This is a genomic window from Brevibacillus sp. AG162 (assembly GCF_006715575.1).
GTDB classification, from domain to species: Bacteria; Bacillota; Bacilli; order Brevibacillales; family Brevibacillaceae; genus Brevibacillus; species Brevibacillus brevis.
This window is the reverse complement of the sequence record NZ_VFNO01000003.1, coordinates 284,438-310,424: the sequence shown is the minus strand read 5'-3', so window position 1 is coordinate 310,424 and position 25,987 is coordinate 284,438. Positions and strand designations below refer to the sequence as shown.

The 25,987-nt window shown below is 46.8% G+C and carries 25 protein-coding genes; all 25 read right to left on the bottom strand.

All coding sequences use genetic code 11. The features are described 5' to 3' along the window. Window positions 1–48: 48 nt before the first annotated feature. The 25 genes from FB479_RS11400 to FB479_RS11280 all read right to left on the bottom strand — a co-directional run bounded on the left by FB479_RS11400 (window position 49) and on the right by FB479_RS11280 (window position 25,868). Window positions 49–2,322, bottom strand: coding sequence for a GGDEF domain-containing protein (locus FB479_RS11400; protein ID WP_142065149.1), 2,274 nt, complete (start codon window positions 2,320–2,322; stop codon window positions 49–51). A 124-nt stretch (window positions 2,323–2,446) separates the two neighbouring features. Further along, window positions 2,447–3,769: a diaminopimelate decarboxylase gene (gene lysA / locus FB479_RS11395; RefSeq protein ID WP_142065147.1), complete on the bottom strand. Its 1,323-nt coding sequence runs from the start codon at window positions 3,767–3,769 to the stop codon at window positions 2,447–2,449. Between the two features lie 179 nt (window positions 3,770–3,948). Further along, on the bottom strand, window positions 3,949–5,418 hold the full coding sequence (locus FB479_RS11390) for a spore germination protein (protein ID WP_142065145.1): 1,470 nt from the start codon (window positions 5,416–5,418) through the stop codon (window positions 3,949–3,951). Further along, window positions 5,372–5,986 (bottom strand): stage V sporulation protein SpoVABEA, encoded by a 615-nt coding sequence (spoVAEA, locus tag FB479_RS11385; protein ID WP_142065142.1) that lies wholly within the window; start codon window positions 5,984–5,986, stop codon window positions 5,372–5,374. Before spoVAEA ends, FB479_RS11390 begins: the two co-directional genes overlap by 47 nt. A 37-nt stretch (window positions 5,987–6,023) precedes the next feature. Then, the gene (gene spoVAE / locus FB479_RS11380; protein ID WP_106652975.1) at window positions 6,024–6,374 is read right to left on the bottom strand and encodes a stage V sporulation protein AE; all 351 of its coding nucleotides are present in this window, start codon (window positions 6,372–6,374) and stop codon (window positions 6,024–6,026) included. Then, window positions 6,374–7,399 carry a stage V sporulation protein AD gene (gene spoVAD, locus FB479_RS11375; RefSeq protein ID WP_142065139.1) on the bottom strand — a complete coding sequence of 342 codons (1,026 nt, stop codon included), beginning with the start codon at window positions 7,397–7,399 and terminating at the stop codon, window positions 6,374–6,376. Before spoVAD ends, spoVAE begins: the two co-directional genes overlap by 1 nt. A gap of 13 nt (window positions 7,400–7,412) precedes the next feature. Next, the gene (gene spoVAC, locus FB479_RS11370; protein ID WP_106652973.1) at window positions 7,413–7,898 is read right to left on the bottom strand and encodes a stage V sporulation protein AC; all 486 of its coding nucleotides are present in this window, start codon (window positions 7,896–7,898) and stop codon (window positions 7,413–7,415) included. 81 nt (window positions 7,899–7,979) lie between these two features. After that, entirely contained in the window at window positions 7,980–8,399 is a 420-nt protein-coding gene (locus FB479_RS11365) for a stage V sporulation protein AB (RefSeq protein WP_142065136.1), read from the bottom strand. Next, window positions 8,396–9,010, bottom strand: a complete 615-nt coding sequence (locus tag FB479_RS11360; protein WP_106652971.1) for a stage V sporulation protein AA — start codon at window positions 9,008–9,010, stop codon at window positions 8,396–8,398. Before FB479_RS11360 ends, FB479_RS11365 begins: the two co-directional genes overlap by 4 nt. Window positions 9,011–9,203: 193 nt before the next feature. Continuing rightward, window positions 9,204–9,959 carry an RNA polymerase sporulation sigma factor SigF gene (sigF, locus tag FB479_RS11355; protein ID WP_005827375.1) on the bottom strand — a complete coding sequence of 252 codons (756 nt, stop codon included), beginning with the start codon at window positions 9,957–9,959 and terminating at the stop codon, window positions 9,204–9,206. A gap of 11 nt (window positions 9,960–9,970) precedes the next feature. Then, window positions 9,971–10,420, bottom strand: a complete 450-nt coding sequence (spoIIAB, locus tag FB479_RS11350; RefSeq protein WP_106652970.1) for an anti-sigma F factor — start codon at window positions 10,418–10,420, stop codon at window positions 9,971–9,973. After that, window positions 10,420–10,770, bottom strand: coding sequence for an anti-sigma F factor antagonist (gene spoIIAA / locus FB479_RS11345; protein WP_106652969.1), 351 nt, complete (start codon window positions 10,768–10,770; stop codon window positions 10,420–10,422). The genes spoIIAB and spoIIAA overlap by 1 nt, the downstream gene beginning before the upstream one ends. Window positions 10,771–10,917: 147 nt before the next feature. Beyond that, window positions 10,918–12,102, bottom strand: coding sequence for a D-alanyl-D-alanine carboxypeptidase family protein (locus FB479_RS11340; protein WP_142065133.1), 1,185 nt, complete (start codon window positions 12,100–12,102; stop codon window positions 10,918–10,920). Between the two features lie 144 nt (window positions 12,103–12,246). Continuing rightward, window positions 12,247–14,319 carry a methyl-accepting chemotaxis protein gene (locus FB479_RS11335; protein ID WP_106652967.1) on the bottom strand — a complete coding sequence of 691 codons (2,073 nt, stop codon included), beginning with the start codon at window positions 14,317–14,319 and terminating at the stop codon, window positions 12,247–12,249. Between the two features lie 180 nt (window positions 14,320–14,499). Continuing rightward, window positions 14,500–15,459 (bottom strand): ABC transporter ATP-binding protein, encoded by a 960-nt coding sequence (locus FB479_RS11330; protein ID WP_106652966.1) that lies wholly within the window; start codon window positions 15,457–15,459, stop codon window positions 14,500–14,502. 14 nt (window positions 15,460–15,473) lie between these two features. After that, complete coding sequence (locus FB479_RS11325; protein ID WP_106652965.1) at window positions 15,474–16,463, bottom strand: ABC transporter ATP-binding protein; 990 nt, start codon at window positions 16,461–16,463, stop codon at window positions 15,474–15,476. Window positions 16,464–16,477: 14 nt separating this feature from the next. Next, window positions 16,478–17,395: an ABC transporter permease gene (locus tag FB479_RS11320; protein WP_142065130.1), complete on the bottom strand. Its 918-nt coding sequence runs from the start codon at window positions 17,393–17,395 to the stop codon at window positions 16,478–16,480. A gap of 6 nt (window positions 17,396–17,401) precedes the next feature. Next, the gene (locus FB479_RS11315) at window positions 17,402–18,334 is read right to left on the bottom strand and encodes an ABC transporter permease (protein ID WP_115984424.1); all 933 of its coding nucleotides are present in this window, start codon (window positions 18,332–18,334) and stop codon (window positions 17,402–17,404) included. 249 nt (window positions 18,335–18,583) lie between these two features. Further along, window positions 18,584–20,239 (bottom strand): peptide ABC transporter substrate-binding protein, encoded by a 1,656-nt coding sequence (locus FB479_RS11310; protein WP_106653153.1) that lies wholly within the window; start codon window positions 20,237–20,239, stop codon window positions 18,584–18,586. A gap of 114 nt (window positions 20,240–20,353) precedes the next feature. Further along, window positions 20,354–20,824, bottom strand: a complete 471-nt coding sequence (locus FB479_RS11305) for an Lrp/AsnC family transcriptional regulator (protein WP_012686077.1) — start codon at window positions 20,822–20,824, stop codon at window positions 20,354–20,356. A gap of 330 nt (window positions 20,825–21,154) precedes the next feature. Then, the gene (locus tag FB479_RS11300) at window positions 21,155–22,462 is read right to left on the bottom strand and encodes a pyrimidine-nucleoside phosphorylase (protein WP_142065127.1); all 1,308 of its coding nucleotides are present in this window, start codon (window positions 22,460–22,462) and stop codon (window positions 21,155–21,157) included. Between the two features lie 24 nt (window positions 22,463–22,486). Further along, a complete protein-coding gene (locus FB479_RS11295; RefSeq protein WP_056492641.1) occupies window positions 22,487–23,296 on the bottom strand; it encodes a purine-nucleoside phosphorylase in 810 nt (269 codons plus the stop codon). Between the two features lie 60 nt (window positions 23,297–23,356). Further along, window positions 23,357–24,529 carry a phosphopentomutase gene (gene deoB, locus FB479_RS11290; protein WP_142065124.1) on the bottom strand — a complete coding sequence of 391 codons (1,173 nt, stop codon included), beginning with the start codon at window positions 24,527–24,529 and terminating at the stop codon, window positions 23,357–23,359. A gap of 118 nt (window positions 24,530–24,647) precedes the next feature. After that, window positions 24,648–25,535, bottom strand: coding sequence for a site-specific tyrosine recombinase XerD (gene xerD, locus FB479_RS11285; protein WP_106652961.1), 888 nt, complete (start codon window positions 25,533–25,535; stop codon window positions 24,648–24,650). 93 nt (window positions 25,536–25,628) lie between these two features. After that, complete coding sequence (locus tag FB479_RS11280) at window positions 25,629–25,868, bottom strand: YqzK family protein (protein ID WP_106652960.1); 240 nt, start codon at window positions 25,866–25,868, stop codon at window positions 25,629–25,631. Window positions 25,869–25,987: the final 119 nt, after the last annotated feature.

Here is a 25,987-nt window from a genome sequence, read left to right as displayed (position 1 = left end):
TGTAAAGTTAACGTACCCATTCTACCATGGAGAACGATTGACGTCCAATTATCCCTCGATGCGGATCTGCTCTTCTCCAGGCAACTCACAATCGGTAATAAAAACAGTCCCTGCCCTTGCCTTTGCCACCATTTTTACATACGCTGCCTTCTCTGCAACTTGTTCCGCACTGGTGTACTTCCCAGCGTAAAGGACGACACCTGCCATTGACATCGATAACTCCTGACCGTCTCCCATTCTGCGCTTTTCATAAATGTCCGAAAAGTACGGCGTAAAAGCATCCATGATAAACAAAACAACATCATTCGCACACTGCGCGGTCGTAATCAGGATAAAATCATCTCCGCCAATATGACCGATGAAGTCAGACCCGCTTCCGTACCATTTCGAGGCTTCCCGCAACAAGTTCGCGGTTCGAACAATAATCTGATCGCCCACTTCAAACCCGTAGCGGTCGTTAAACCATTTGAAACGGTCGAGATCACAGTAGATGACTACATGATGATCATTCTGTTTCAGCCGTTGATTCAATTCCCTTTCAATCTGCACATTCCCAGGCAATCCTGTCAGCGGATTGGCAGAGCTCGCCATCTCGAGTTTGATGGAAGCCATTTTGTCCAACAGCTTCTGCACGGTAACGATACCGATGTACTCGCCATGCTCATCAATAATAATGACCACATCATATAAATGATAAGCATCTCTGGCCATCGCCCGCTTCGCTACCTCATCCAGCTTGTCGTCTTTGGTAGCTTTGAGCGGGTTGGTATTCATGATTTGAGAAACGGGCCTTTCATAATACAGCGCGATCCCGTATTGACCGCCGAGAATTTGATACAGAGAAAAGCGCATGACAAGTCCAACCGGCATGCCGTTCTCCAGCACAACCACGCTTTCAATCCGCTGATTTTGTTCGAAAATCTCATGGATGCGTCTTACTTTCACGTGCTTTTCAACGCTGATTGTCTTCGCCAAGATTTCCGTCATAGCTGGAGTGGGCAGCATTGGTTCTGCTTCTTGCTCAATCCGCCTTTCCATCGTAAAGTGCAGAAAGTTCATAGCCGTTCCACATAGCTGCGCCATCCCTTTGTCCGGCTTGCCTAAATAGTAGCCCTGTCCATAGATGACACCGACATCCATGAGCGTTTCCAGCTCACGCTCCGTCTCGATCCCTTCTGCTATGATTTTGCAGTTCACTTTGTCAGCAAAGGATACAAACGTCTCCAGCAACGCCTGCTTAATCGGATCGACATCAATATTGCGGATCAATGACATGTCGAGCTTAATAAAGTCAGGGTAGATTTCTGTAATCGATTCCAAGCTGGAGTACCCTGCTCCTGCATCATCTACGGCAATCATATAGCCTTGCTTGCGGTATTCCTCGATGATTTTTCGGAAGGCAGCGTAATTCGTAATCGCGTGGCGCTCTGTAATTTCAAAAACAATGTTTTGTGGCGTCAGCTCATACTCTGCCAAAAGCATCTGCACTTTGCCACGCAACAGAAACGGATCGTCAATCGCCCGTGGGTCCAAATTGATGAACATTTTTTCATGCGGCTTCAGGTAGCGTATATGCTCCAATGCCCGCTTGCGACATATATGCTCCAAGCGAAACACAGTATCCGTCTCTTGTGCATAATTGAACAAGGCAGTGGGAGTTGCAAAGAGACTGTTAACCGGTCCTCGCGCCAGTGCCTCCCATCCCAAAGCTTCGCCATTTGGCAAATGAATGATCGGCATGAAGTGCATCTGAACGTTTTCTTCTGCAAGCAGCTTGTGAAATTGTCTGATGTTCGCATATTTTTCGGAGGTAATCCCATACTTGGCCATATGTACAGCATGTTTGACAGAGGTATACATCTCTTTCACGATATCTTCTCCGATGATTTCCGAATAGCCAATATGGACACGAAGCTCCTCGCGATTGACGAAGCTGACTTGTCGATTTAACTGTCGTTCAGCCAACTCCTGAAAATGAATCGATAGCATTTGACAGTCTTCCTCACTCATCATTTTCGAAAAGGAGGTGTAGATCGCAAAATCATCTCCCCACAGCTTTTGAATCGCGATGATTCTCCCTTTGATTTCAAATGCTTGACGAGCTACAGCTGGCAAAATGCTTTCGAATATATGAAGAACTCTCTTGGCACTGGTATCGCCATAGCGATTCTCTACCTCTGTCAGCTTGACGATATCTATATAAAACATGACGACTTTCTTCTCTCTCTCCACTTCTTGCCGAATCATCGCCTTCATCCATTGGCGTTTGTCCAATGAAATATAGGGTATTCGTCGAAATCGCTTCATAAGAGACGACAACATGATGAACCGCTCCCCCTCACCCTTTCATTATGCCGAGAAAACATTAAGTAATCATGAATGGGAGATGAAGGAAATACAAAACCTTCCCAAACAATCGGGAAGGCTTGTGCATTTTTTATGAAATTTAGCGCATAAGCTGTGCGCGTTTTGGCAAAACATCATGACCGACTACTTCTGCGTACGTTTCACGTCTTACGACTACTTCTGCTTCTCCGTCCTTTACAAATACAACTGCCGGACGAGCGATTCGGTTGTAGTTGTTTGCCATCGAATAACCATATGCACCTGTGCTTGGAACCGCGAGAATATCGCCCGCTTGCGCTTCAGGCAGCTTCACATCCCAGATGAGCATATCACCTGACTCGCAGCACTTTCCTGCAATGGAAACAACCTCTGTGGCAGGTGCATTCATTTTGTTCGCAATCGCTGCTTCATATTCTGCATCGTACAAAGCTGGCCGCAGATTATCTGTCATTCCACCATCGACCGCAATATATTTCCGGACATTTGGAATGTTCTTTTGCGATCCAATTCGGTACAAGGTAGTTCCTGCATCCCCTACAATACTCCGACCTGGCTCGATCCAAATCTCAGGTAGAGGAATCTCCAGCGCTGTGAGCTCTTGGCGAACGATATCTGTAATGGCTTTGATATACGTTTCCGCTGGCTGCGGTGTATCTCCTTCTACATACCGAATACCGAAGCCCCCACCTACATTCAATACCTCTGGCAGGAATCCAAGCTTTCCTTTTGCTTCGCCCAACAGTTCTGTCAAACGTTTGACAGCGACGAGGAAGCCTTCTGTTTCAAATATTTGCGAACCGATATGGCTATGAACTCCTAATAAATGGAGATAATTGCTTTCGTGAGAGAATTGAATCGCCTCAAGAGCCTGACCGTTTTGCACGTCAAAGCCAAACTTGGAGTCGATCTGCCCTGTCGAAATGTATTCATGCGTATGAGCTTCTACACCCGGTGTGACACGCAAGAGAACAGAGACTTTTTCGTTCCGTTCTTCGGCCAATTGCGCAAGGATATGCAACTCATAAAAATTGTCCACAACGAAACAGCCAATTTTGGCATCAAGCGCCATGATTAACTCATCATGAGATTTGTTGTTGCCGTGAAAATGGATGCGTTCTACGGGGAATCCAGCTTGTAGGGCCGTATACAATTCGCCGCCAGATACCACATCGAGTGACAAGCCTTCCTCCTCAACCAGCTTACACATTGCCATCGTGCAAAAAGCTTTGCTCGCGTAAGCAACCTGGAAGGAAAAACCCGTATTGTGAAACGCATTGACAAATTCCCGACATTTGGTGCGAATTTGTTGTTCGTCATACACATATAGAGGTGTTCCGTAAGTAGCAGCTAGCTGTGTCGTATCACAGCCTCCAATTACCAGGTTTCCTTGTTCATTCACTCGACTTGTCCCGTGTAAGTACATGTTTCGTTTCCTCCCCAATTCATTCGCACCGATGATGTATAAAGACAATTTTTTATAGAGAAAGGCAACCGACGAGGAGCGTCAGTTGCCATACAGAAACTTTTGTTCGTAAGGCTTCCCTACAATTTACTACAAGGTTGTGCGTTTGACAATGGGTCATGTCATCCGTTTTCAGAATATTATTGCCGAGAGGAATTTTGCGAGCGAACGATACTCGGCCTGTTGTTTTTGCTTGGCACAGCCAGCCGTACCACAATATCCTTCATCCCTTTGTAGTTGAAAGGAATGAACGGCCATAAGTAAGGCGTATTGAGCGAACGAGTGGAAGCCAAGAAAATCAGGATGAGCGTAAGTCCGATCATCAGTCCCGGTGTAGAGAAAAAGCCCACCATGAGAAGCAGAAACAAGCGAATAAGTCGATTGGCCAAGCTCAACTCATAACTGGGAGTCGCATACATCCCGATTGCCGCCACTGCCAAATACAAGATAACCTCGGGTGCAAGGAGTCCTACCTTGATCGCCACGTCCCCGACCAGAATCGCAGCCAATAAACCTACAGCAATCGAGAGTGGCGCAGGCGTATGAATGGCGGCCATCCGCATCAAGTCCAGGCCGACCTCAGCGATCAAGAATTGTGCCAAAATAGGAATGCTGCCCATCTTTTTGATCCCTAAGAAATGAAGTGGCTCCGGTATCATGGAAGGGTGCATGACCAAAAGCAACCAGATCGGCAAAACAAAAACCGAAGCAAAGATCCCCAAAAAACGAACCCAGCGCAGATAAGCACCGATTACCGGTGTTTGTCGATACTCCTCCGCATGCTGTACGTGATGAAAATAGGTCGCGGGTGTGATCATGACGCTCGGGGATGTGTCTACATAAATCAATACATGCCCTTCCAACAGGTGAACCGCTGCCACGTCAGGACGCTCCGTATAGCGGACGAGCGGGAATGGATTCAACGTCTGCCCAATGATAAATTCTTCGACCGTTTTTTCCGCCATCGGTATCCCGTCTATCTGGATGTTTTGCAGACGTTCCTTCAAGGTGTTGACCAACTCTTCATTCGCTACATCCTGCAAGTAAGCCACAGCTACGTCTGTTTTGGTACGTTCTCCAATTTGCATGATTTCAAAACGGAGCCGTTGGTCACGAATTCTTCGCCGGGTTAGACTTGTATTGGTTATGAGTACTTCTGTAAATCCGTCATGCGCTCCCCGAACGATTCGCTCCGTATCTGGCTCCTGTGGTGAACGATTTGGCAGTATTTTTGCATCGAGAATGATCGCGTGGCAAGATCGGTCAATGATTAGTCCTACTTGACCGACAAGCAATTTGTCCATGAATTCGTCTGTCGTTTCCACCTTGCTGAGCTGGAAGAAAGGGATGAATTTGTGGAACAGCTGGTCGAACGCATCGTCCGCCAGCTCCCGGTCACGTACATCATTCAACTCACGCATGATCTGCGAAATGAGCAAACTTTCCGCGAAGCCGTTTATGTAATACAACAACATTCGTGTATGACCCACATAAAAATCATGGACCCCAATATCAAAGCTCTTACCAACACCAAGTCGGTCGTTCAAATACCTCTGATTCTCTTCAAGATAAGTCGAGATGGGATGCCGTTTTTCCGTGACTTGTGTCATGAGCGCCGCTCCTTTCCATTATCCATTGCACCGCTCTCGTTGTAATGGGACAACCGTTTTGCAAACGATCCCTGCCTTCCATTTTGCCGATATCTCCAATGCCGATGACATTCGGTACATGCAGGGCATTCAAGATATCTACGGTATCTCCATAAATATGATGCTGAAGCTGCTCGTCTGCGTACCCGTCCTTGTCCACCGCTTCTTCTACAATTTGTCCTTGGTTGTTTACGGAATAAGCGACTGTCGCACCCTTGACCCAGCGCGTATTCGAGGCGACTGCAATTGCACCGATTACTTCGATATCAGGATGCTTCACTACGTATTCGAGTGCTCGCTCCCCTCTACCCTTGCCGTAATCTCCGTTGTCATCGAACATGACGATAACAGGATCATAAGGTGTCATTTTAATCAGTTCGACCATCTGATTGCCTCGTAATGGAGTCGGATTCCCGGCAGACAGCGATATACATCGGCCACCAAATTGCTTGGCGACATTCTCGATAACTTTTTGGGCAATATGATCTCCGTCTGTCACCACTATGACTTTCCGGCGTACTGTGTCCATGCTGGGTCACCGCCTTTTAGCCTTTTACTGCCTGAACTTACCCTTTCGGTTTAAAGACGAGAGAGGCAAAAAATCCGAATGCAATCGCAGCCGATATACCCGCACTCGTGACCTCAAAAATCCCCGTTACCACACCGATCAACCCATGCTGCTCAACCTCGCTGATGGCTCCATGGTACAAAGAATGACCGAAGCTCGTAATCGGTACAGTCGCACCTGCGCCTGCGAAATCAATAAACTTGTCATACACACCGATAAAATCGAGAAATACTCCTGCCACGACCAGCGTACTCATGACATGAGCAGGCGTTAGCTTGCCAACATCCAGAAGGAGCTGACCTACTACACAAACCAATCCCCCTACGACAAATGCAATTAGGTACTCCATCATTTTCCTCCTTCAAGTGCAACCGCATGGGCGATGCACGGAATCGAATTGCCCTGTTGATAGCTTACCGGGCTTAAGAGTGCTCCCGTGGCGCAGACCAACACGTTTTTCAGCAACCCACGGTTGAGTTGATCCAGAATGTAGCTATACGTGACCACAGCACTGCTGGCACAACCGCTCCCGCCTGCAAATACATCTTGATCGGGGGAGTAAATCATCAGCCCACAATCGTTGTAGACTTGATCCATGTCGTATCCTTCTGTCAACATGAGCTCCTTTACAATCGGATACCCAACGGCTGCCAGATCGCCAGTCACGATCAAATCATAGGACTGTGGAGAGCGCCCCGTATCTTGAAAATGCGTCTGGATCGTCGAAACAGCTGCTGGCGCCATGGCCGTTCCCATGTCAAACGGGTCTTTAATCCCCATGTCCACTACTTTTCCCATCGTCGCATACGTAATGCGTGGGCCATTTCCCCCAATCCCGACCAATCCTGCACCGGCTCCTGTCACTGTCCACTGGGCACTTGGGGGCTTTTGGCCACCATATTCCGTTGGATAACGATACTGCCTTTCCGCTGTAGCATTGTGGCTACTGCAAGCGGCAATTGCCTTGTTTGCATAGCCTGCGTTTACCAAAGCCGCCGCATTTGCCAGTGTCAGCATCGAGGTAGAACAAGCTCCGTACATGCCCAAAAGCGGAATCGCCACCTTTTCTGCTGCAAAGTTGGTGGTGATGTTCTGATTCAACAGGTCACCGGCCAGAATGATATCCACATCCTTGCCCGTGATACCCGCCTTTTGCAGCAAGGTGTTGACTGCATCCTCCATCAACTGGCGTTCGGCGTCTTCCCACGTTTCTTGGCCTGCATACATATCATCGTGGATCTTATCAAACAAGTGCGCCAGCGGTCCTTCTCCTTCTTTTGGTCCCACAGCAACTGCCGAGCTTTGCAGACGAACATTTTGATCGAAGTGCCAGGTTTGCCGATTGACTCGTTTCACTGGTTGGTTGTTTGACACCGACAGCCCTCCCTTAGAAAAACATGTTGATCAGGCTCTTTAATATTCCCGCAATGAAAGCAGCTACAACCCCAAATACAATGACCGAACCAGCGAGCTTAAACATATTTCCCCCAACGCCGAGCACAAACCCTTCGCTCCGATGTTCGATGGCAGCAGAAGCTATCGAGTTGGCAAAGCCTGTAACAGGCACGGCTGATCCTGCTCCAGCATACTGCCCGATATTGTCATACACACCCAACCCTGTCAGCAAAACGGATAGAAAGATGAGCGTCGCAACCGTTGGATTGCTTGCCGTTTTCTCTGTAAATCCGAAGAAGGTAATATACATATTTTGAATGGCCTGACCCAACAAACAGATGGTCCCTCCTACCCAGAAAGCACGAAACGAGTTAAGCAGAACATTTCGTTTGGGCTGGAACTTGGAAGCCTGCTGTTGATACAGTTGTTTGGTCATCTGCATCGATTGGGGGTTTTTGGATTTTGTTTTGGTTGCCATGCCCTTTCACTCCCTTTGTAAGCTTTCTTCCTATATCCTTCCTTTTTCTAAAGATGCCTATGAATAGTGGTATTTACCATTTCACAGATGGAGCAGCCATTGCAGTAAGGAACCCGTCACTTTTCCCAAAACCACTGCCATCAGCAAAAAGAGAAGACTGCCATCCATGTGGATTCGCTTCGCTAATATTGGGAAGACATTCAGTACCTCCGTCAAGCCTGCGGCGAGTGTCCCGACAAATATCCCAGCAAACATCCCGTAAATCGAAGAAACGATAACCGGCAAATGAGCACCCCAGTGAAAAAAATCAATAAACGTAAAAAAAAGTGCTCCTGCCACCAGAGCCCATTCCAGCAAGCGAATATACCGATGAGCATTCGTTAATTGTGTCAACCTTGGAATGATGTCCAGAACGGTAATAAACGCGACCAGCCCGCTCCCTACTGCAAGACCTCCACCCAGCCCGATCAAAATAAGCAACAAGCACTTGATGACGCTCATTTCTTCGTCCGTTGGTTTTCCTTGTTTTCATTTTGTATGTAGTATTGATCAAGGCTTTGCTGATACATAAACAATTCCACTTCTAGGGGACTAGGCTCTTCGTTGATTTTTTTCTGGAAGATATGATTGAAAAACAGAATCATCCCCAAGCCGATTCCGATGGAGTAAGGAATTTGCATCCACAAAGGCTGGTGGCTTTTTTCACCGGTAATCAAATAGTAGATTCGTTCGTGAACCTGCATCATACTGACATCGGTATGGAAATTCATGATCGCCAATCCTGAGCCAATGAACAGCAAAATCCATACCATCGCCACCAAAATCGGGTTCGATTTCTTTCGTGGATTGAGCACTTCCACAATGATTTGGGGAGAACCCTGGACGTCCAGTTCCACGTCAGGATAGACAGAACGCAGCCTTTTAATCACCTGCATAATATCGATAATGATCAAATTGCCATCCGTTGGCTTTGTCTGGTAAATGGGCATCCGCTTTAACGCTTCCTCGCGCTCTCCATCCCAGTAAAGCTGGCAAATGTCCCCAAGCGTAATCATGGCTTGTGGCTGTACGGCCAATCGCTTTCTCAGGCGCAGAAACAACGCGTCTTTCATGGTACCTTCCCCTTCCATCACATACCTGATTATTCGCTAGTATGTGCCGAGCCACAAAAGCCATGCAAATAAACGGAAATGAACGTTTATTTGCTGACCGCAAGCGGTCACATTCTGTTTAATGAAAAACGTCGAGTCGTTTTTCACAAAACAAAACACCCCAGCCACCTAGTGACCGGAGTGTTTGCATCTGTTAATGCTCAATTTGGTCTTTGATCGTTTGCAAAATGCGCTTCTCGAGCCGCGATACCTGCACTTGCGAGATTCCCAGCCTCTCCGCTACTTCCGACTGCGTCTGATCCTTGTAGTAGCGCAAGTAGACAATAAGTTGTTCCCGCTCGCTCAATCGACTGATCGCATCCTTGAGTGCAATTTTTTCAAACCATTTGTTAACCCCTTCATCCGCAATCTGATCGATCAACGTAATGGGGTCCCCGTCATTTTCAAAAACCGTTTCATGGATGGAAGAAGGTGCCCGATTTGCTTCTTGCGCAAACACAACTTCTTCTGGTGTAATCCCCACCGCGTCCGCTACCTCAGCAATCGTGGGTGCGCGACCGAATTGCTTGTACAGCTCATCCTTTGTTCGTCGTACCTTATTGGCTGTTTCTTTGAGTGATCGACTTACCTTGACTGTACCGTCATCGCGTAAAAAGCGTTGAATTTCTCCAATAATCATCGGCACAGCATAGGTTGAGAATCGAACATCATAGGAGAGATCAAACTTGTCAACGGCCTTCAAAAGGCCAATACAACCGATCTGAAACAAATCATCCGCTTCATATCCACGGTTGATAAAGCGCTGGACGACGGACCAGACCAGCCGAATATTGCTGTTGACGAGAAGCTCTCTTGCCTCAGTGTCTCCAGCCTGACTTTTGGCGATTAACTCTTTTACTTGGTCATTGGTCAGAAATGGTTGACTCGCGTTTTTGATATCGGCACCCATAGGCACTACCCCTAATTTTGCAAGGCTTTGGCAAACGCCAGGCGTTTGGTGAGGCGCACAGTTGTCCCTTTACCCACAACTGTTGCCACTTCCAAAGAATCCATGAAATTCTCCATAATCGTAAAGCCCATTCCAGAACGCTCAAGCTCCGGTTTCGTCGTATAGAGTGGCTGCATTGCCTGCTCCACATCCTCAATTCCTCGTCCATTGTCTTCTACAATCAGATCAATGCTGTCCTCTTCAATTCGCACAGAGATCTGTACCACACCCTCTGGATTTTCGTCATAACCATGAATAATGGCATTTGTAACCGCCTCGGAAATAACGGTTTTAATTTCTTCCAGCTCGTCCATCGTAATATCGAGTTGGGAAATGAAGGCTGCAACTGCTACACGTGCGAATGCCTCATTTTGGCTCAATGCTGCAAACGACACTGACATAAAGTTACGCTGTACCATCATTACGCCACCCCCAGAACATGCAAAGCATCCGCTTCGTTTTCGCGAAACTTGATCACCTTGAATAACCCGGACATCTCAAATATTCGATAGATCGTAGGATTGATCGAGCAGACGTACATTTCTCCAGATCGGGCAGAAATCTGCTTGTATCTTCCCAAAATAACCCCGATACCAGAGCTGTCCATAAACGTCAAATCAGCCAGACTCAGCACAATATGGCGTATAGTAGAGCTACGCAGAAGGTCATCCGCCTTCTTACGCAACTCCTCTGCCGTATGATGATCCAGCTCCCCCTGCAAACGGATCACCAGCACGTCCTGCCGTGTCTCCATCGCAACTCGTAAACTCATAGCTGACACACTCCTTCTCCCTTGATAGAAACTCTCTTTCTTCCTCGGCGAAACCAATTCCTGCCAGCCGACAAAAGAACAAAAAAATCGAGCAGCCGCGCCATTCCAATCGGGGCAACTCGATTCTTTTCGCGCTCATGCTGTCTGTCAGTAGCTAATCAAAACGCTCTTGGTGGTTCGCTTGAGAATCTCCCACATGTTGGCTTTATCTACCTGATCTTCCGGGAACAGATCGATTCGATTTACTTCTTTGCCATCTTTCGTGCGGATGAAAATGTGGCCGATTATTTGGTCCTTTGCTATAGGTGCTTGAACCGCCTCATTGATGACAATTTCCTTCTGGAAGGTATCGACCGATTCTCCTTTTTTCATCAACAAACTAACTGCATGTGGTGTCACCGCGTTGATTTGCGGTTTCTGACCTTTATCCACAACGAGTGTGCGTACAGGTTCTCCCTTTTTGTACATCGGCATCACCTGAAAGTGTGTAAATGCGTAATTGAACATAGTTGATACTTCATTATTGCGCGTTTTTACATCAGGCTCACCCATGACGACTGCAATGACACGCATGTTGTTGCGTTTGGCAGTCGCTGTTAAACAGTATTTCGCTTCCCCTGTGTACCCTGTTTTCAAACCGTCCACCCCTTCATAAAAACGCACCAGCTTGTTCGTATTCACAAGCCAGAAGGGGCTCTCTGTATCTTTTCGCAAATAGTCTTGATACGTACCGGTAAACTTGGTGATGCCTTCATGCTTTAAGAGCTCACGTGACATGATCGCAATGTCGGCTGCGGAAGAGTAGTGATTCTCGGCAGGAAGTCCATTCGAGTTGACAAAATGCGTATTTTTCATGCCGAGCTGTTGTGCGCGTTCATTCATTCGCGCAACAAAACTCTCTTCTGTCCCAGCCAAGTGCTCAGCCATCGCAACTGAGGCATCATTCCCAGAAGCAATCGCAATCCCTTTCAACATGTCCTCTACCGTCATCTCTTCACCGGGCTGTAGAAAAATTTGCGACCCGCCCATCGATGCTGCTCTTTCACTCGTTCGAACCTTATCGGTAAGCTTAAGCTCTCCCCGCTCCACCGCTTCCATGATCAAAAGCATGGTCATTACTTTGGTGATACTGGCGGGTGGCATTTTTTCATTGGCGTTCTTTTCATACAAGACTGATCCCGTATCCGCTTCGATCATCACTGCGGATGACGCTTGTGGGGCAAAATGATTGTCACCCTTTTGCTGTCCAGCCTTTTCTTTGGCAATCGCCATCGGAGAAAAGATGGTAAAGCACATAACGAAGCATAGAGCGAGGTATCCATTCCGTTTCATAGCAGTCTCTTCCCTCCATTCATGGTTTTATTCTCACCATCACGAAAGGAAAATATTCACACAAAAACAGCAAGATTATCTTCTCAAAAGCACATCCGGTATCACGAAAAAATCCCTTCCGCTACCAGCAGAAGGGACACTTTCTTAAATGACGAAACGGCTCACATTTTGCGTTAGCTCGTCCGCCATTTTTTTCAATTGCTCCACGTTTTCATTAATGCGTGCAATCGAATTCAATTGTTCATCCACTGTCTCAACCACACCTGAGATGGATTCACTAATTTCATCCGACATAGTGGCAAGTCGCTGCATGGAGTTCGTCACAACCTGATTACCCGCCGCCATCTCTTCCGAGGTCGCCGTCATCGATTCGCTTTGCTCTGCAGCCGATTGAATCTCTGCCACGATATTTTGGAAAGCAGAACCTACAGACTCTACAGACTGTAAGCCTCCACTCACCATTGTAACGATCTCGTCCATATGCTTGCTCATATCCATTGCCTCATCATTGATCGAATGGGCAATGGCAGCGATACGCTCAGAGAAGGAGCTGCTTTCCTCTGCGAGCTTGCGAACCTCACTGGCTACAACCGAGAAGCCTCGTCCAGCATCTCCAGCACGGGCTGCCTCAATGGCTGCATTCAACGCCAACAAATTCGTTTGCGATGCAATACTCGTAATCATTTCGACGATACTTGTAATTTCACGAGCCCGCTCACGAAGACTGTGCATTTGCCCAGCAGTACGTTCTACCTCATTAGTCGCGCGTCTTACCGTATTGATTACGTTCTCCACTAACTCCATTCCGCCTTGCGCTCTCTCAAACGTACGAGTTGTGGCAACCGATGTAGATTCGGCAGCTACAGCCACCTGTTCAACGCCTTCCGATATTTCCGAGACGGTATTGGCCGTCGCTTGCACTTCATTCGTCTGCGTAGAAACGCGTTGGGCGATGGTTGAAATATTATCCGTAATGACGTTAATGGCTCCTTTGTTCTCTTGCGCAAACAGCGTCAGCTCATCTGTCGCTACGTTCAGCTGTGTAGCTTGTCCCTGTACAAGGGCAATCAGCTTGCGGAGTTCAGCCGCCATCTCATTCATTTTGCGGCCAACCATAGCCAGCTCGTCATTGCCGTTTACCTTTACGTTGATATTAAAATGTCCGGCGCCGATTTGATCCATATCCCGGGCTATCGCGAACAGGGACAGTCGAATCCGCTTCGCAAACCACCAGATCGCCCAAACCGAGAGTCCGATGATCGGCAAGCTGAAGAGCACGAAATACAGCCACATTCCGTCCACTTCACCATACACCTCGTCGGTTCCCGTGGACAAAACCACATTCCATTTCAACATCGGGATCGGTGCGAACGCTGCAAACGAATCAATTCCATGATCCGAGTACAGTAAACTGTTACTTGTCTCATGCTGCATCAGGGATAGCATCTCTTCATAATCTTTGTCACCTGCCAGCACGAGCTTGTTGTTGTTATTCGGATTTTGATGGGCCACAACCAAACCATCTTGTCGAACAACAAATGCGTAGCCATTCTCCATGAAAGAGATCTCAGGAATCTTTTGAATCATTTGGTCAATCGTAAAGCCAACAACGAACAATCGGCTCGTATCATCGGCTTTTTCGCCTACGGGTGTCGCAATATAAAGAAAACTCTTGTTGCTGCCTTCAACGATTTCTTCATCAGAAATGACCAAGGATTTCGTGGTTAGTGCTCTTTGGAAGTATTGCTTTTGCTTGAAGTCAATCTCATTTGTCCCGGTCAAGGAATACAGCGATTTCCCGGTAGCCGTGTCAATCAAATAGATTCTGGATACTTCTTTATGCGCCTGGCGCAATAGAGTAAACTGCTCCATGATAAGCGGCTGCAGCTCTGTCATCATCACACGCTTGGTTGCCGCCGATTTGGTGGAGTTTACAATCGCTTTTATGTCATCTTCCATGCTATTCGCATGCTGGTCAGCCAGCATTTTCGCCTGGTTAGAGGTAATGCTAAACAGCGTTGATTTCGAGAAGGAAAGGGCTATGTATTGCAAAGAACCGATAATAATAAGTACAAGAATTAGACCAAACACAATCATTTTTGTAGCAAGAGATCCTTTTAGCTTTTCCGTTGCTACTTGGCTAGTCAGGTTTACTTTTTTTATCAGATTCGAAATTCCCTCCTTCTTTTTCCATCGTGGCGACAAAAATTTACTCATGCTGCTTGCCCCCTTTATCACTGCTACAATTTTCCAGTGCAAGAACTCCGAAAAAATACCCCTGAAAAATGTGCCTCTGGGTACATATACCCATTTTTTTCAGAGGTAAAACCTCCCTTATGACGGGAAACGAGTTCCGGGCTGCACGAGTAGCCTCGGAACTCGTTATTTGTAGTTGATTTAGTTATACAAATGACAAGCTGCGAAATGTCCTGGCTCTACTTCTTTCCATACAGGTACGGATGCAGCGCACTCCGGCATTGCTTTCGGGCAACGGGTACGGAAATGGCAACCGCTTGGTGGGTTCATTGGGCTAGGTACATCGCCTTGCAATACAATGCGCTCACGATTACGCTCAACTTCTGGGTCTGGAATCGGAATCGCAGACAACAGCGCTTGCGTATACGGATGGAGCGGCTTTTCATACAAAGCATCACTTTCTGCCAGCTCAACCATTTTACCCAGGTACATAACCGCTACACGGTCGGAAATGTATTTTACCATGGACAAGTCATGGGCAATGAACATGTAGGTCAAGCCCATTTTTTCTTGCAGCTGTTCGAGCAAGTTTACAACCTGTGCTTGTACGGATACGTCCAAAGCAGAGATCGGCTCGTCACACACGATGAATTTTGGCTCTACTGCCAATGCACGGGCAATTCCGATACGTTGGCGCTGACCGCCTGAAAACTCGTGCGGGAAGCGGTTCATATGCTCAGGATTCAAGCTCACCAAGGAAAGAAGCTCCTGGATGCGCTCTTTGCGCTTCTGACCAGTCGCCAGGCCATGAATATCCAGCGCCTCGCCAATGATATCCCCGACTGTCATACGCGGATTCAAGGATGCGTAAGGGTCTTGGAAAATCATTTGCATGTTGCGGCGCATCGCCTTCATTTCCTGTTGGTTCAAATTCATAATGCTCTTTCCTTCAAACAGGACGTCCCCTTCAGTCGCATCATACAGTCTCAAGATGGTGCGACCTGCAGTGGACTTTCCACAGCCTGACTCTCCTACTACGCCCAATGTTTCTCCGCGTTTGATCTCAAACGAGATATCATTCACAGCTTTCAGAGTATTATCGCCAATCGAAAAGAACTTTTTCAGATTACGTACTTCAATTAGATTTTCACGTTTATCCACTGATATCCCTCCTTCTACGCACGGTTCTGAGCAAGCGGATGCTGAAGCCAACAAGCTGCTCGCTGAGTCGTGCTGATGTCGTTCAGCTCAGGATCGATCTCTTGGCACACACGCATCGCAGATTCGCAACGCGCAGTGAATCCACAGCCAACTGGCGGACGAAGAAGGTCTGGCGGTGTACCAAAAATCGGTGTCAGTGGCTCGTCACGGTTCAAGTCAAGGCGTGGTACCGAACGAAGCAAGCCTTTGGTGTAAGGGTGTTGCGGATTGTAGAAAATATCGTCAACTGTTCCTGTCTCGATCACTTTTCCTGCGTACATAACGATTACGCGGTCACACATCTCAGCAACAACACCAAGGTCATGCGTGATCAAGATAATGGAAGTGCCTGTTTTCTTTTGCAATTCTTTCATCAGGTCCAAAATTTGCGCCTGAATCGTTACGTCCAAAGCTGTCGTCGGTTCATCCGCGATCAACAGCTTCGGCGAACAGGCGAGAGAGATGGCGATCATTGCACGTTGACGCATACCGCCAGAGAACTCGTGTGGATATTGCTCCACACGTTTCTCAGGTTGCGGAATACCAACCATGGTCAACAGCTCAATAGCACGATCACGCGCTGCAGCTTTCGACATGTTTTGGTGTTTGATCAAGCCCTCGGTAATTTGGCTACCGATGGTCATTGTAGGGTTCAAGGAAGTCATTGGATCTTGGAAGATCATCCCGATATCTTTACCGCGGATTGATTCCATCTCTTTTTTCGACTTCTTGACGATATCCTCGCCATTGAAGAGGATTTGCCCCTTCTTGATTTCACCCGGAGGCATAGGAATCAGCTTCATGAGGGTTTGAGCGGTTACGGATTTACCGCAACCGGACTCCCCTACAATCGCTACAGCCTCTCCACGGTTGACGTGAAAATTCACACCGCGGACTGCTTTTACTTCACCTGCATACGTATGGAAGGATACATGCAGGTCTTTTACATCAAGAATGCGTTCCATAACGACGATCCCTCCTATTTACGCAGGCGTGGGTCTACTGCATCGCGCAGACCGTCACCGAACAAGTTAAATGCCAAGATGGTCACGGAAATAAAGATTGCCGGGAATGTCAAACGCCATGGATAGTACTTCATGGCCGGCAATCCCTCGTTAGACATCGTTCCCCACGATGCAATCGGTGCCGAAACCCCTAACCCGATAAAAGACAAGAAAGATTCTGCGAAAATCGCGGAAGGTACAGTCAAGCTCAACGTTACGATGATTGGACCCAAAGCATTAGGAATCAAGTGTTTGAAGATCAGACGGTTGGCGTCAGCACCAAGGGAGCGCGCTGCCAGTACAAACTCTTGGTTTTTCAATTGAAGGATCTGACCACGCACAATCCGGGCCATACCGATCCATCCCGTTATCGTCAAGGCAAGAATAATCGTTCCAACACCAGGCTCTAAAACAACCATCAACAAAATAACAACCAGCAGGTAAGGAATCGCAAACAAGATATCTGCGAAACGCATCATCATTTCATCTACTCTACCGCCATAGAAACCTGCGATACCGCCCCAGATCACACCAATGATCAGGTCAATGAACGCTGCTGCAAGACCTACTTGCAGAGAGATACGTGCACCGTACCAAATACGCTCAAATACGTCACGACCTAGATCATCTGTGCCAAACCAGTGTTCAGCAGACGGCTTTTTGTTCTTGCCAGCCAGATCCGTCGTAAAATAATCTTGTGGAGTTAGCCATGGAACCACAATGGCACATACAATCAAGGCAGCAATGAAGATCATCGAAATCATTGCGATTTTATTCATTCTCAAACGACGCCAAACGTCAGACCAAAAAGAGAGACTTGGGCGCTTAATTGCTTCAGCTTGACGAAGGTCAACGGAAATTGGCTCAAAATGTTCTTTAGTCAAGTTTTGCACGTGTCATTACTCCTTTCCTGCGTCCGAAAGTTTGATCCGTGGGTCTACCAAGGTGTATGCGATGTCAACAATCAGAATCATCACAACCAGGATAATGGAGTAGAACACGGTCGTACCCATGATTACCGTATAGTCGCGGTTTGTAATGGACAAAACGAATTCGCGACCAAGACCAGGAACACCGAAAATACGTTCAATAACGAATGCACCTGTCAAAATACCGGCAATCAGTGGACCCAGGTAAGTAACAACTGGCAAGAGCGCATTACGGATAGCGTGTTTTACAGTAATGGTAAAAGTGTGCAACCCTTTTGCTTTTGCTGTTTTGATGTAATCTTGACCCATAACTTCAATCATATTGGAACGCGTCAAACGCGCGATAAATGCCATCGGTGATGCGGCGAGTGCCAATGATGGAAGGATGGTGTATTCGAATCCTTCCCATTTCGCGATTGGAAACCAGCCCAAATTAATAGCGAAAATGTATTGGTAAAAGGACGCCAAAATAAAGCTTGGTACCGATAATCCCAAAACGGCGATGACCATTGCAGAATAGTCTTGCCATTTATTATGGTTTAGTGCTGCGATAACCCCTAACGTAATTCCACCAAAGATAGCGAGCAATAAAGCTTGTGCTCCCAAGTGAGCAGAAACTGGGAAACCACGATTAATCATGTCGTTAACAGTTGAAGATTTCTCCGTAAACGATGGACCGAGTTCCCACGTTACTACACCTTTCAAATATTCAAAGTATTGTTCGTGCAACGGCAGGTTCAGCTTGTACTTTGCCTCTAGTGCTGCCTTAATTTCCGGCGGGACCTGCTTCTCGGATGTAAATGGACCACCTGGTACTGCTTTCATGATGAAGAAGGTGGCCGTTACAATTAAGAAGAGCGAGATGAGCATAAAAATGATGCGCTTACCGAGATAACGGATCAACTAACTTACCCCCTTGGTAGATTTTTGATTGCTTTCACGTCCCATGTTTACACTGCGGAACGCTGCCGACACAGTGTAAAAATCGGCTGTGTAAATAACCCTTAGATCTCTTGCAATAAAGCTTCTCTCTCTATTTTCTTTTTGCTGGAAATGATGCCAGCTGATATTTATGGGAAGGGCTTGCATAGCAGAGGGTATATGCGCAACCATATACCCTCTGCCGCAAATCCCGTTTCCTTCGTTATGAAATTACTCGATGTATGCGCCTTTCCAATCCACGTCACCCAGGCCAGTTTGGTGAACGCCTTTCACTTCTGGCTTCTGTACCCAAGATTGCGTGTAGAAGTAAATTGGCATGATTGGCATTTCATCCATCAGGATTTGTTCTGCATCTGCCAAAATTTTCTTACGTTTCTCGAGGTCTGATTCCTGAGCGGATTGGTTCAACAACTCTTTATATTTTGCATTTTCCCAACGCGTATCGTTGTTTCCACCCATTTTATCCTTGTAGAGCTCCAGGAAGTTGATTGGGTCATTGAAGTCACCCAGCCAGCCCATCCGTCCAATCTGGAAGTTACCCTCATGCATATCTTCGAGGTATACTTTCCATTCTTTGTTCTCGAGTTTCACATCTACGCCGAGATTTTTCTTCCATTGGTCTTGGATGGCCTCAGCAATCTTCTTGTGAGCCTCAGATGTATTGTAGGACAAGGTAATCGGTGGCAGCTTGCTCATGCCAATCTCTTTCAGTCCCTCTTCCAAAAGCTTTTTCGCATTTTCTATATCCTTGTCTTTGAAATAGCCATTTGGATTCAGCACCATGGATGGAGGAACAGCGCCTGTTGCCGGGATTTGACCCGTTTGGAGAATGTTGTCGATCAAGCCTTGGCGATCGATCGAGTAGGCAAATGCTTTTCTCACTTTAATATTATTAAATGGCGGCTTTTCGGTATTGAACTTGTACCAGTACGTACCAGCGATTGGATTGGTTTGAATCTTGCCTTGCTCTTTCAATGCTGGAATCGCATCTGTTGGCAAAGCACTCATAGGTGCGCCAGCCCAGTCGATTTCGCCATTTTCGAACATGGAGAGCTCTGTATTTTCGTCTTCTACCATGGAGAATTCGATTTTGTCGAGCTTTACATTGTCTTTATCCCAGTAATTTTCGTTCTTCACGAGCACCATCTTGCTCTTGTGCTCCCAAGATTCGATTTTGAAAGGTCCGTTACCGACGTGCGAACTTGCTTCGCCTGCCCACTTCGGATTTGCATCAATTACTTTTTTGTTAACTGGGAAGTAGGTACGGAATGCGAGCAATTCCAGGAAGTATGGAGTCGGATTCTCCAACTTAACTTCCAGCGTCTTATCGTCAAGTGCCTTCACACCTACTTCATCAAGCTTTGCTTCGCCCTTATTTGCTTTTTCGCCATTCTTCACATAGTACAGTTGATATGCGTAGTTGGAGGCTGTTTTGGGATCGAGAGCACGCTTCCAAGCATACTCAAAGTCATGTGCTGTTACAGGGTCACCATTGCTCCATTTCGCTTCTCTGATTTTAAATGTGTAAGTGAGCTTATCATCAGAGACAGTGTAGCTCTCAGCGGCAGCTTCATGCGGCTTATCGTCGGTACCAATGCGCGTCAAGCCATCAAAGGTTGCCAAGATAATCGCGCCTGAAGTCGTGTCCTCTGCGAGCCCTGGATCAGTTGTAGGCGGCTCTGAGTGCAGGTTCATCTTTAAAACTTGTGGCTTCTTCTCAGCAGCTGGTGTTGCAGGCTGTGAAGGTGCTGGAGTTGCAGTTCCTCCTGCCGGTGGAGCGGCAGCTGGTTGACCTCCACCGCACCCTGCCAGGGCGGTTCCTAATACAGCAATCGAGCTCACAAGTGCAAACACATTCTTTTTCAACGCAATAACCCCCAGTACGTTTTTCTTTTTTGTCTTTTTTCTGAAAATAAAGGACGAAAAAAAATGAAAACTACACGAAGCTGCTTGACTTCGGCTGGAAGGCATCAACCCCTTTCATTGCAGGGTCACCTCGTCGTCTTGAACGAAAGAGAAGGTGTCTTTGTACTGCTTCAGTTCCAGTGAAACGTCTGCAGCTGCAATTCCTTCAATTTGAGAGAGTCGTTCGTTAACAAAGGTGATCAGCTCATCATTACTATGGAAACACGCTTGGATAATCAAGTCGTGCTTACCGCTATAAGCGCCTACAAAGCGTACTGCAGAAAATTTGCTTAATTTTTCTGCCACTTCTTTCTGCAAACCTAGCTTTGTGGTTAACCCGATGATAGCCTGCACATGTAAGCCTAATTTCTCTGGATCGGGTTGAATCACGAATTGGAAAACTCCATCTTGTAAAAGACGAGTGATGCGCGATCGAATCGTTCCTTCGCTCACGCCTAGTTGATGGGCGATTTCTGTATAGGGGATACGCCCATCTTCATGGAGGATTTGCAGAATCTGTCTGTCGACATGGTCCAGCTTTTTCATAAATACGATTTTCTGGGAACCTCCATCATTTTTTTACGAATTTCGCAATAATCTTTTACAAACAGTCTAATACAATAAAAGTAATCTGAAATGATAGCGGTGTCAACGAAATTTGACAAGTAGAATTATAAAACTTTATAAAGTCAATCCTAACAGTAAAATATATTTTATATAATAAAAAACGACTTTTATCTTACTATTGAATATGAAAAACTAGATTTAATCAACAATATTTTTTCGAAAAACTGTATTTTTACTCATAAAACAAGGCGTGCTCATGTGCTGTGCACGCCTTGTTTTATTTGATTAATCAACTAATATCCGGACATTCTATGCTTCGATAATTTTATAAATCAACGGTTGATCTCCGTCGATTGCCGTCGAAATTCGGAAGGCGCCTTCCATTTCTTTCAACGCATTTAGCAGAAGATGGTCTTCGTTGGCATGGATGGTGACCAAAACTTCTCCAGCCTTCACCTGATCCCCGCGTTTTTTGTGCAGAACAAGACCTACTGCCAAGTCAATTGGCATTTCTTTTGTCAATCTGCCAGCACCCAAGACAACAGAGGCATGACCGATCGCTTCCGCATCAATCGCGCTTACATAGCCGTCCTGCTCGGCCGTAACGGTATGAATGATCTTTGCTTGGGGCAGACGAGACAAATCATAGACGTCCTGCTTGTTTCCGCCTTGAGCCTCTACCATTTCCGCCAGTTTATCCACTGCTTTTCCGGAAGCCATCAAATCTTCGAGCTTCTTACGTCCTTCTTCCACATCAGTTTCAAGCCCACCCATAACAAGCATGCGGGAGCCAATAGCCAATACCAGCTCGGTCAAATCGCGAGGACCTTTACCTGCAAGTGTCTCTACCGCTTCTTTCACTTCCAGTGCATTGCCCACAGCAAAGCCAAGCGGCTGGTTCATATCACTGATGACCGCCACCGTTTTACGTCCTACTTGGCTACCGATTGCAACCATTGCATTTGCTAATGTTTCGGCCTCTTCAATGCTTTTCATGAAAGCGCCCTTCCCTACTTTTACGTCAAGCAGGATGGCATCCGCTCCAGCGGCAATCTTCTTGGACATAATGGAGCTTGCAATCAACGGGACAGCCTCTACAGTAGCTGTCACGTCACGAAGTGCATACAGCTTCTTGTCAGCAGGTGTCAGGTTACCAGACTGTCCGATTACGGACACGCCAATATCACGCACCTGCTGCAAAAATTGCTCGCGTGTACGTTCTACTTCGAAACCTGCGAAGGACTCCAGCTTGTCAATGGTGCCTCCTGAGTATCCAAGGCCTCTCCCAGACATTTTTGCCACCGGAATACCTGCTGCTGCTACCAATGGCGCAACAACAAGAGTAGTCTTGTCTCCTACTCCGCCTGTACTGTGCTTGTCTACCTTAATTCCTTGCAGGGAAGACAGGTCAAGCTGTTCGCCTGACCCTGCCATTGCCAAGGTAAGATCTCCCGTCTCTCTCGCAGTCATGCCACGGAAAAAGACTGCCATTGCCCATGCGGACATTTGGTAGTCAGGAATACTTCCATCTGTATAGCCTGTCACCAGAAATTGAATCTCTTCTGTTGTCAGTTCTCCGCCATCACGTTTTTTGGCGATCATATCGACCATACGCATTGTTAATCCCTCCGAATCCGTTACTTACATTTTGGCTACGATACCGTTGACCAGAGCCAGGAATTGCGATTTTACCTTTTCTGTTGTTTCCATAACTTCATCATGGGACAGAGGCTGTTCCAAAATGCCTGCTGCCATGTTGCTAATGCACGAAATACCAAGCACCTTCACACCCATGTGTCGTGCCACGATTACTTCTGGTACAGTTGACATCCCTACAGCATCCCCACCCAGCAGACGAAGCATACGGATTTCTGCAGGAGTTTCGTAGGTAGGACCTAACAGACCTGCGTATACACCTTCACGAAGCTGGATTCCTTGCTCGGACGCAACTTCATGGGCCAGCTTGCGGAGCTGTTTGGAGTAAGCCTCAGACATATCCGGGAAACGCGCTCCCAATTGTTCATCGTTTGCACCGATCAATGGATTGCGGAACGTCATGTTGATGTGATCGGAAATCAGCATGAGGTCGCCTGGGTTGTAGCCTTCGTTAATTCCGCCAGCCGCATTGGTTACAATAATGGTTTCTACGCCGAGGAGCTTCATGACACGGATTGGGAAAACAACGGCATCCAAACCATGTCCCTCATAAAAGTGGAAACGACCTTGCATCGCAACGACTTGCTTGCCTTGCAGCTTGCCAATCACGAGTTGGCCTTTGTGGCCGACGACGGTGGACACAGTGAAGCCAGGAATTTCATGATAAGGTATGATCACCGGATTTTCGATTTCATCTGCCAAAACACCCAGCCCTGATCCGAGTACGAGACCAATGGTAGGTTTTTCTGTCAATTTCGGTTCGATATATGCTACTGCGTCATGGAAATTTGCCAATTCAACTCTCTCCTTTTTTGTGTTTCTTCTATTATATAAATATTTATTTTTACTTAACCTTTATAAATGATTGAGGAAGCTCTTGCCAATCGCTGGAGCAGTTACCCCAAAATTGTCTGCGATGGTCGCACCCAAGTCCGCAAATGTCTCACGGATACCCAAATGTTGTCCAGCTTGAATACCCTTGTGATAGACAAGCAACGGAACATATTCTCTCGTATGGTCGCTGCCATGATGTACAGGATCGTTCCCATGGTCTGCTGTGATTACCAGCAAATCATTTTCTTGTAGCGCTTCCAAAAGCTCTGGAATACGAGCATCGAACTCCATCAAAGCCTGACCATACCCTTCTGGATCACGGCGATGACCGAACTTCGCATCGAAGTCCACAAGGTTAACAAAAGAAAGACCCGTAAACGATTGTTTCATCGTGCCCAGAATTTGATCTACACCGTCCATGTTATCTTTGGTACGAATAGATTGAGTAACGCCCTCATCTGCGTAGATGTCGCCGATTTTGCCAATTGCAATAGAAGCAAGGCCAGCATCTTGCAAACGATTCATGACTGTCGGAGCAAATGGCTTCACGGAATAATCGTGACGATTTGCTGTACGGCTAAAATTGCCCGGCTGTCCAACAAATGGACGAGCAATAACACGAGTAACAGCGAATTCATCACGAAGCGTCAACTCACGAGCAACCTCGCAAATATGGTACAGCTCTTCAAGCGGAACTATCTCTTCGTGGGCTGCCACCTGGAATACACTGTCCGCAGATGTGTAGACAATCACTGCACCCGTATTCATATGCTCTTCGCCAAGCTCCTCGAGAATGTCTGTCCCCGAAGCAACCTTGTTCCCGAGCACCTTGCGACCAATACGTTGCTCAAATTCCGAGATCAGCTCTTGTGGAAATCCATCTGGATACGTGTTAAACGGAGTAGACACATGCAGACCCATGATTTCCCAATGGCCAGTCGTCGTATCTTTCCCCATGGAGATTTCCTGCATTTTTCCATAATGGGCCATAGGAGTTGCTACTGGCGCAACGTTTTGGAGTGGTGCTATATTACCCAGTCCCAATTTTTGCAAGTTGGGCAATGAAAATCCTGCAACTCGTTCCGCAATATGGCCTAAAGTGTTCGCTCCTGCATCATTGAACTTAGGCGCATCAGGTTGTTCGCCAATCCCTACGCTGTCCATGACGATCAAAAAAACTCGTGAATACTGCATGTTAACGCCTCCTGTTTACCAGTCATTCATTTCTATCATCAAGTCGTCAGACGTCTGACCTGATTCAGAAAATTTTTCTCCGCCCGACAATCAGGCGGAGTCGATCGTTTTTTCATACTCATGCTCGCGGATGCGTCTTGGCATAAATGTCCTTAATCCGCGTTCTGGTCACATGTGTGTAAATCTGGGTGGTTGAAATATCAGCATGCCCAAGCATCTCTTGAACAGAGCGCAAATCGGCTCCATTTTCCAGTAAGTGAGTGGCAAAAGAGTGGCGAAGCGTATGGGGTGTAATCTCAGCACGGATGTTTGATTTTTGGGCATATCGTTTAATAATTTTCCAAAAACCTTGCCGTGTAATTTGTTTGCCCAAGTGATTCAGAAATAATGCTGTATCGCCAGTTCCTTTTACCAGCTTGGGGCGCCCTGCCTGCAAATAGTGGCGAACCATTTGAATGGCAACCGAGCCTAACGGAATGATTCGCTCTTTTGATCCTTTTCCCAAGCATTTGACAAAGCCCATATCCAGATTCACATCAGCACTATCCAGATTGACTAACTCCGAGACACGTATGCCTGTCGCATATAAAAGCTCCAGCATCGCCTTGTCCCGCAGCCCGGCAGGATGATTGACAGGAGGACTTTCCAAAAGACGTTCCACTTCCTCAACAGAGAGCACTTTCGGCAAGCGTTTCTCGATCTTCGGTGTTTCTAGGTGAATGGATGGATCTTTGTCTATGTATTTATCCCGAATGAGAAACTGATAAAACGCTCGTATCGATGCCATATTGCGAGAAAGCGTTGCTGTAGCACGTCCTTTTTCCCGTAAAACTAGCAAGTAACCAATGATGTGTGTACGAGTAGAATCCTCTATTCGAGTGACACCTTGCTCCTGTAAATACGAGGTAAAGGCCACCATATCCCGTTGATAGGATTCCAGGGTATTTCTCGATAACCCTTTCTCCACAGTCAGGAAATGAATAAACTGATCAATCAGACTGTCCATGAAGCTGTCCCCTTCAGCTGATAAGTATCTTGTATTGCTTTCCACAAAGAAAAAGAAACTCCTGCTTCTCCAGATAAAAAACTCAAACTTGCATTACTCTCCCGTTAAATAAAAGAGCTGCAGTCGGGCGACATAACCGTCAAAATCCTGTGCCTGAGAGGTATTGATGACTTTTACTACCTTCACTGCATTCCCATGCGGTTCATGATAAGGGTTTGCCGGGAGAAATTTGTCCGCCAGCAAGGTTATAATGCCGTAGGAGAGCAAGGTGCAGGTAATGAAAAGAAGCAAGAAACGAAGCCCCTCCATCACGCGGCGATAAGAGACCTTCATCCGTAAGCCTCCTTACAGACTTTCTTTCATTTATATGCACTTGTCCCTTGCTCCATTCGAATTGATCCTCTCTTAGGATTCCACAGGATTCGGTCTGCCATTACAAAAGCTCCCAAGGA

Coding starts and splice junctions, on each gene's coding strand:
- FB479_RS11400 (WP_142065149.1), bottom strand. CDS start 2,322: ATGTTGTCGTCTCTTATGAAGCGATTTCGACGAATACCCTATATTTCA.
- lysA (WP_142065147.1), bottom strand. CDS start 3,769: ATGTACTTACACGGGACAAGTCGAGTGAATGAACAAGGAAACCTGGTA.
- FB479_RS11390 (WP_142065145.1), bottom strand. CDS start 5,418: ATGACACAAGTCACGGAAAAACGGCATCCCATCTCGACTTATCTTGAA.
- spoVAEA (WP_142065142.1), bottom strand. CDS start 5,986: ATGGACACAGTACGCCGGAAAGTCATAGTGGTGACAGACGGAGATCAT.
- spoVAE (WP_106652975.1), bottom strand. CDS start 6,374: ATGGAGTACCTAATTGCATTTGTCGTAGGGGGATTGGTTTGTGTAGTA.
- spoVAC (WP_106652973.1), bottom strand. CDS start 7,898: ATGGCAACCAAAACAAAATCCAAAAACCCCCAATCGATGCAGATGACC.
- FB479_RS11365 (WP_142065136.1), bottom strand. CDS start 8,399: ATGAGCGTCATCAAGTGCTTGTTGCTTATTTTGATCGGGCTGGGTGGA.
- FB479_RS11360 (WP_106652971.1), bottom strand. CDS start 9,010: ATGAAAGACGCGTTGTTTCTGCGCCTGAGAAAGCGATTGGCCGTACAG.
- sigF (WP_005827375.1), bottom strand. CDS start 9,959: ATGGGTGCCGATATCAAAAACGCGAGTCAACCATTTCTGACCAATGAC.
- spoIIAB (WP_106652970.1), bottom strand. CDS start 10,420: ATGATGGTACAGCGTAACTTTATGTCAGTGTCGTTTGCAGCATTGAGC.
- spoIIAA (WP_106652969.1), bottom strand. CDS start 10,770: ATGAGTTTACGAGTTGCGATGGAGACACGGCAGGACGTGCTGGTGATC.
- FB479_RS11340 (WP_142065133.1), bottom strand. CDS start 12,102: ATGAAACGGAATGGATACCTCGCTCTATGCTTCGTTATGTGCTTTACC.
- FB479_RS11335 (WP_106652967.1), bottom strand. CDS start 14,319: ATGAGTAAATTTTTGTCGCCACGATGGAAAAAGAAGGAGGGAATTTCG.
- FB479_RS11325 (WP_106652965.1), bottom strand. CDS start 16,463: ATGGAACGCATTCTTGATGTAAAAGACCTGCATGTATCCTTCCATACG.
- FB479_RS11305 (WP_012686077.1), bottom strand. CDS start 20,824: ATGAAAAAGCTGGACCATGTCGACAGACAGATTCTGCAAATCCTCCAT.
- FB479_RS11300 (WP_142065127.1), bottom strand. CDS start 22,462: ATGCGTATGGTCGATATGATCGCCAAAAAACGTGATGGCGGAGAACTG.
- deoB (WP_142065124.1), bottom strand. CDS start 24,529: ATGCAGTATTCACGAGTTTTTTTGATCGTCATGGACAGCGTAGGGATT.
- xerD (WP_106652961.1), bottom strand. CDS start 25,535: ATGGACAGTCTGATTGATCAGTTTATTCATTTCCTGACTGTGGAGAAA.
- FB479_RS11280 (WP_106652960.1), bottom strand. CDS start 25,868: ATGAAGGTCTCTTATCGCCGCGTGATGGAGGGGCTTCGTTTCTTGCTT.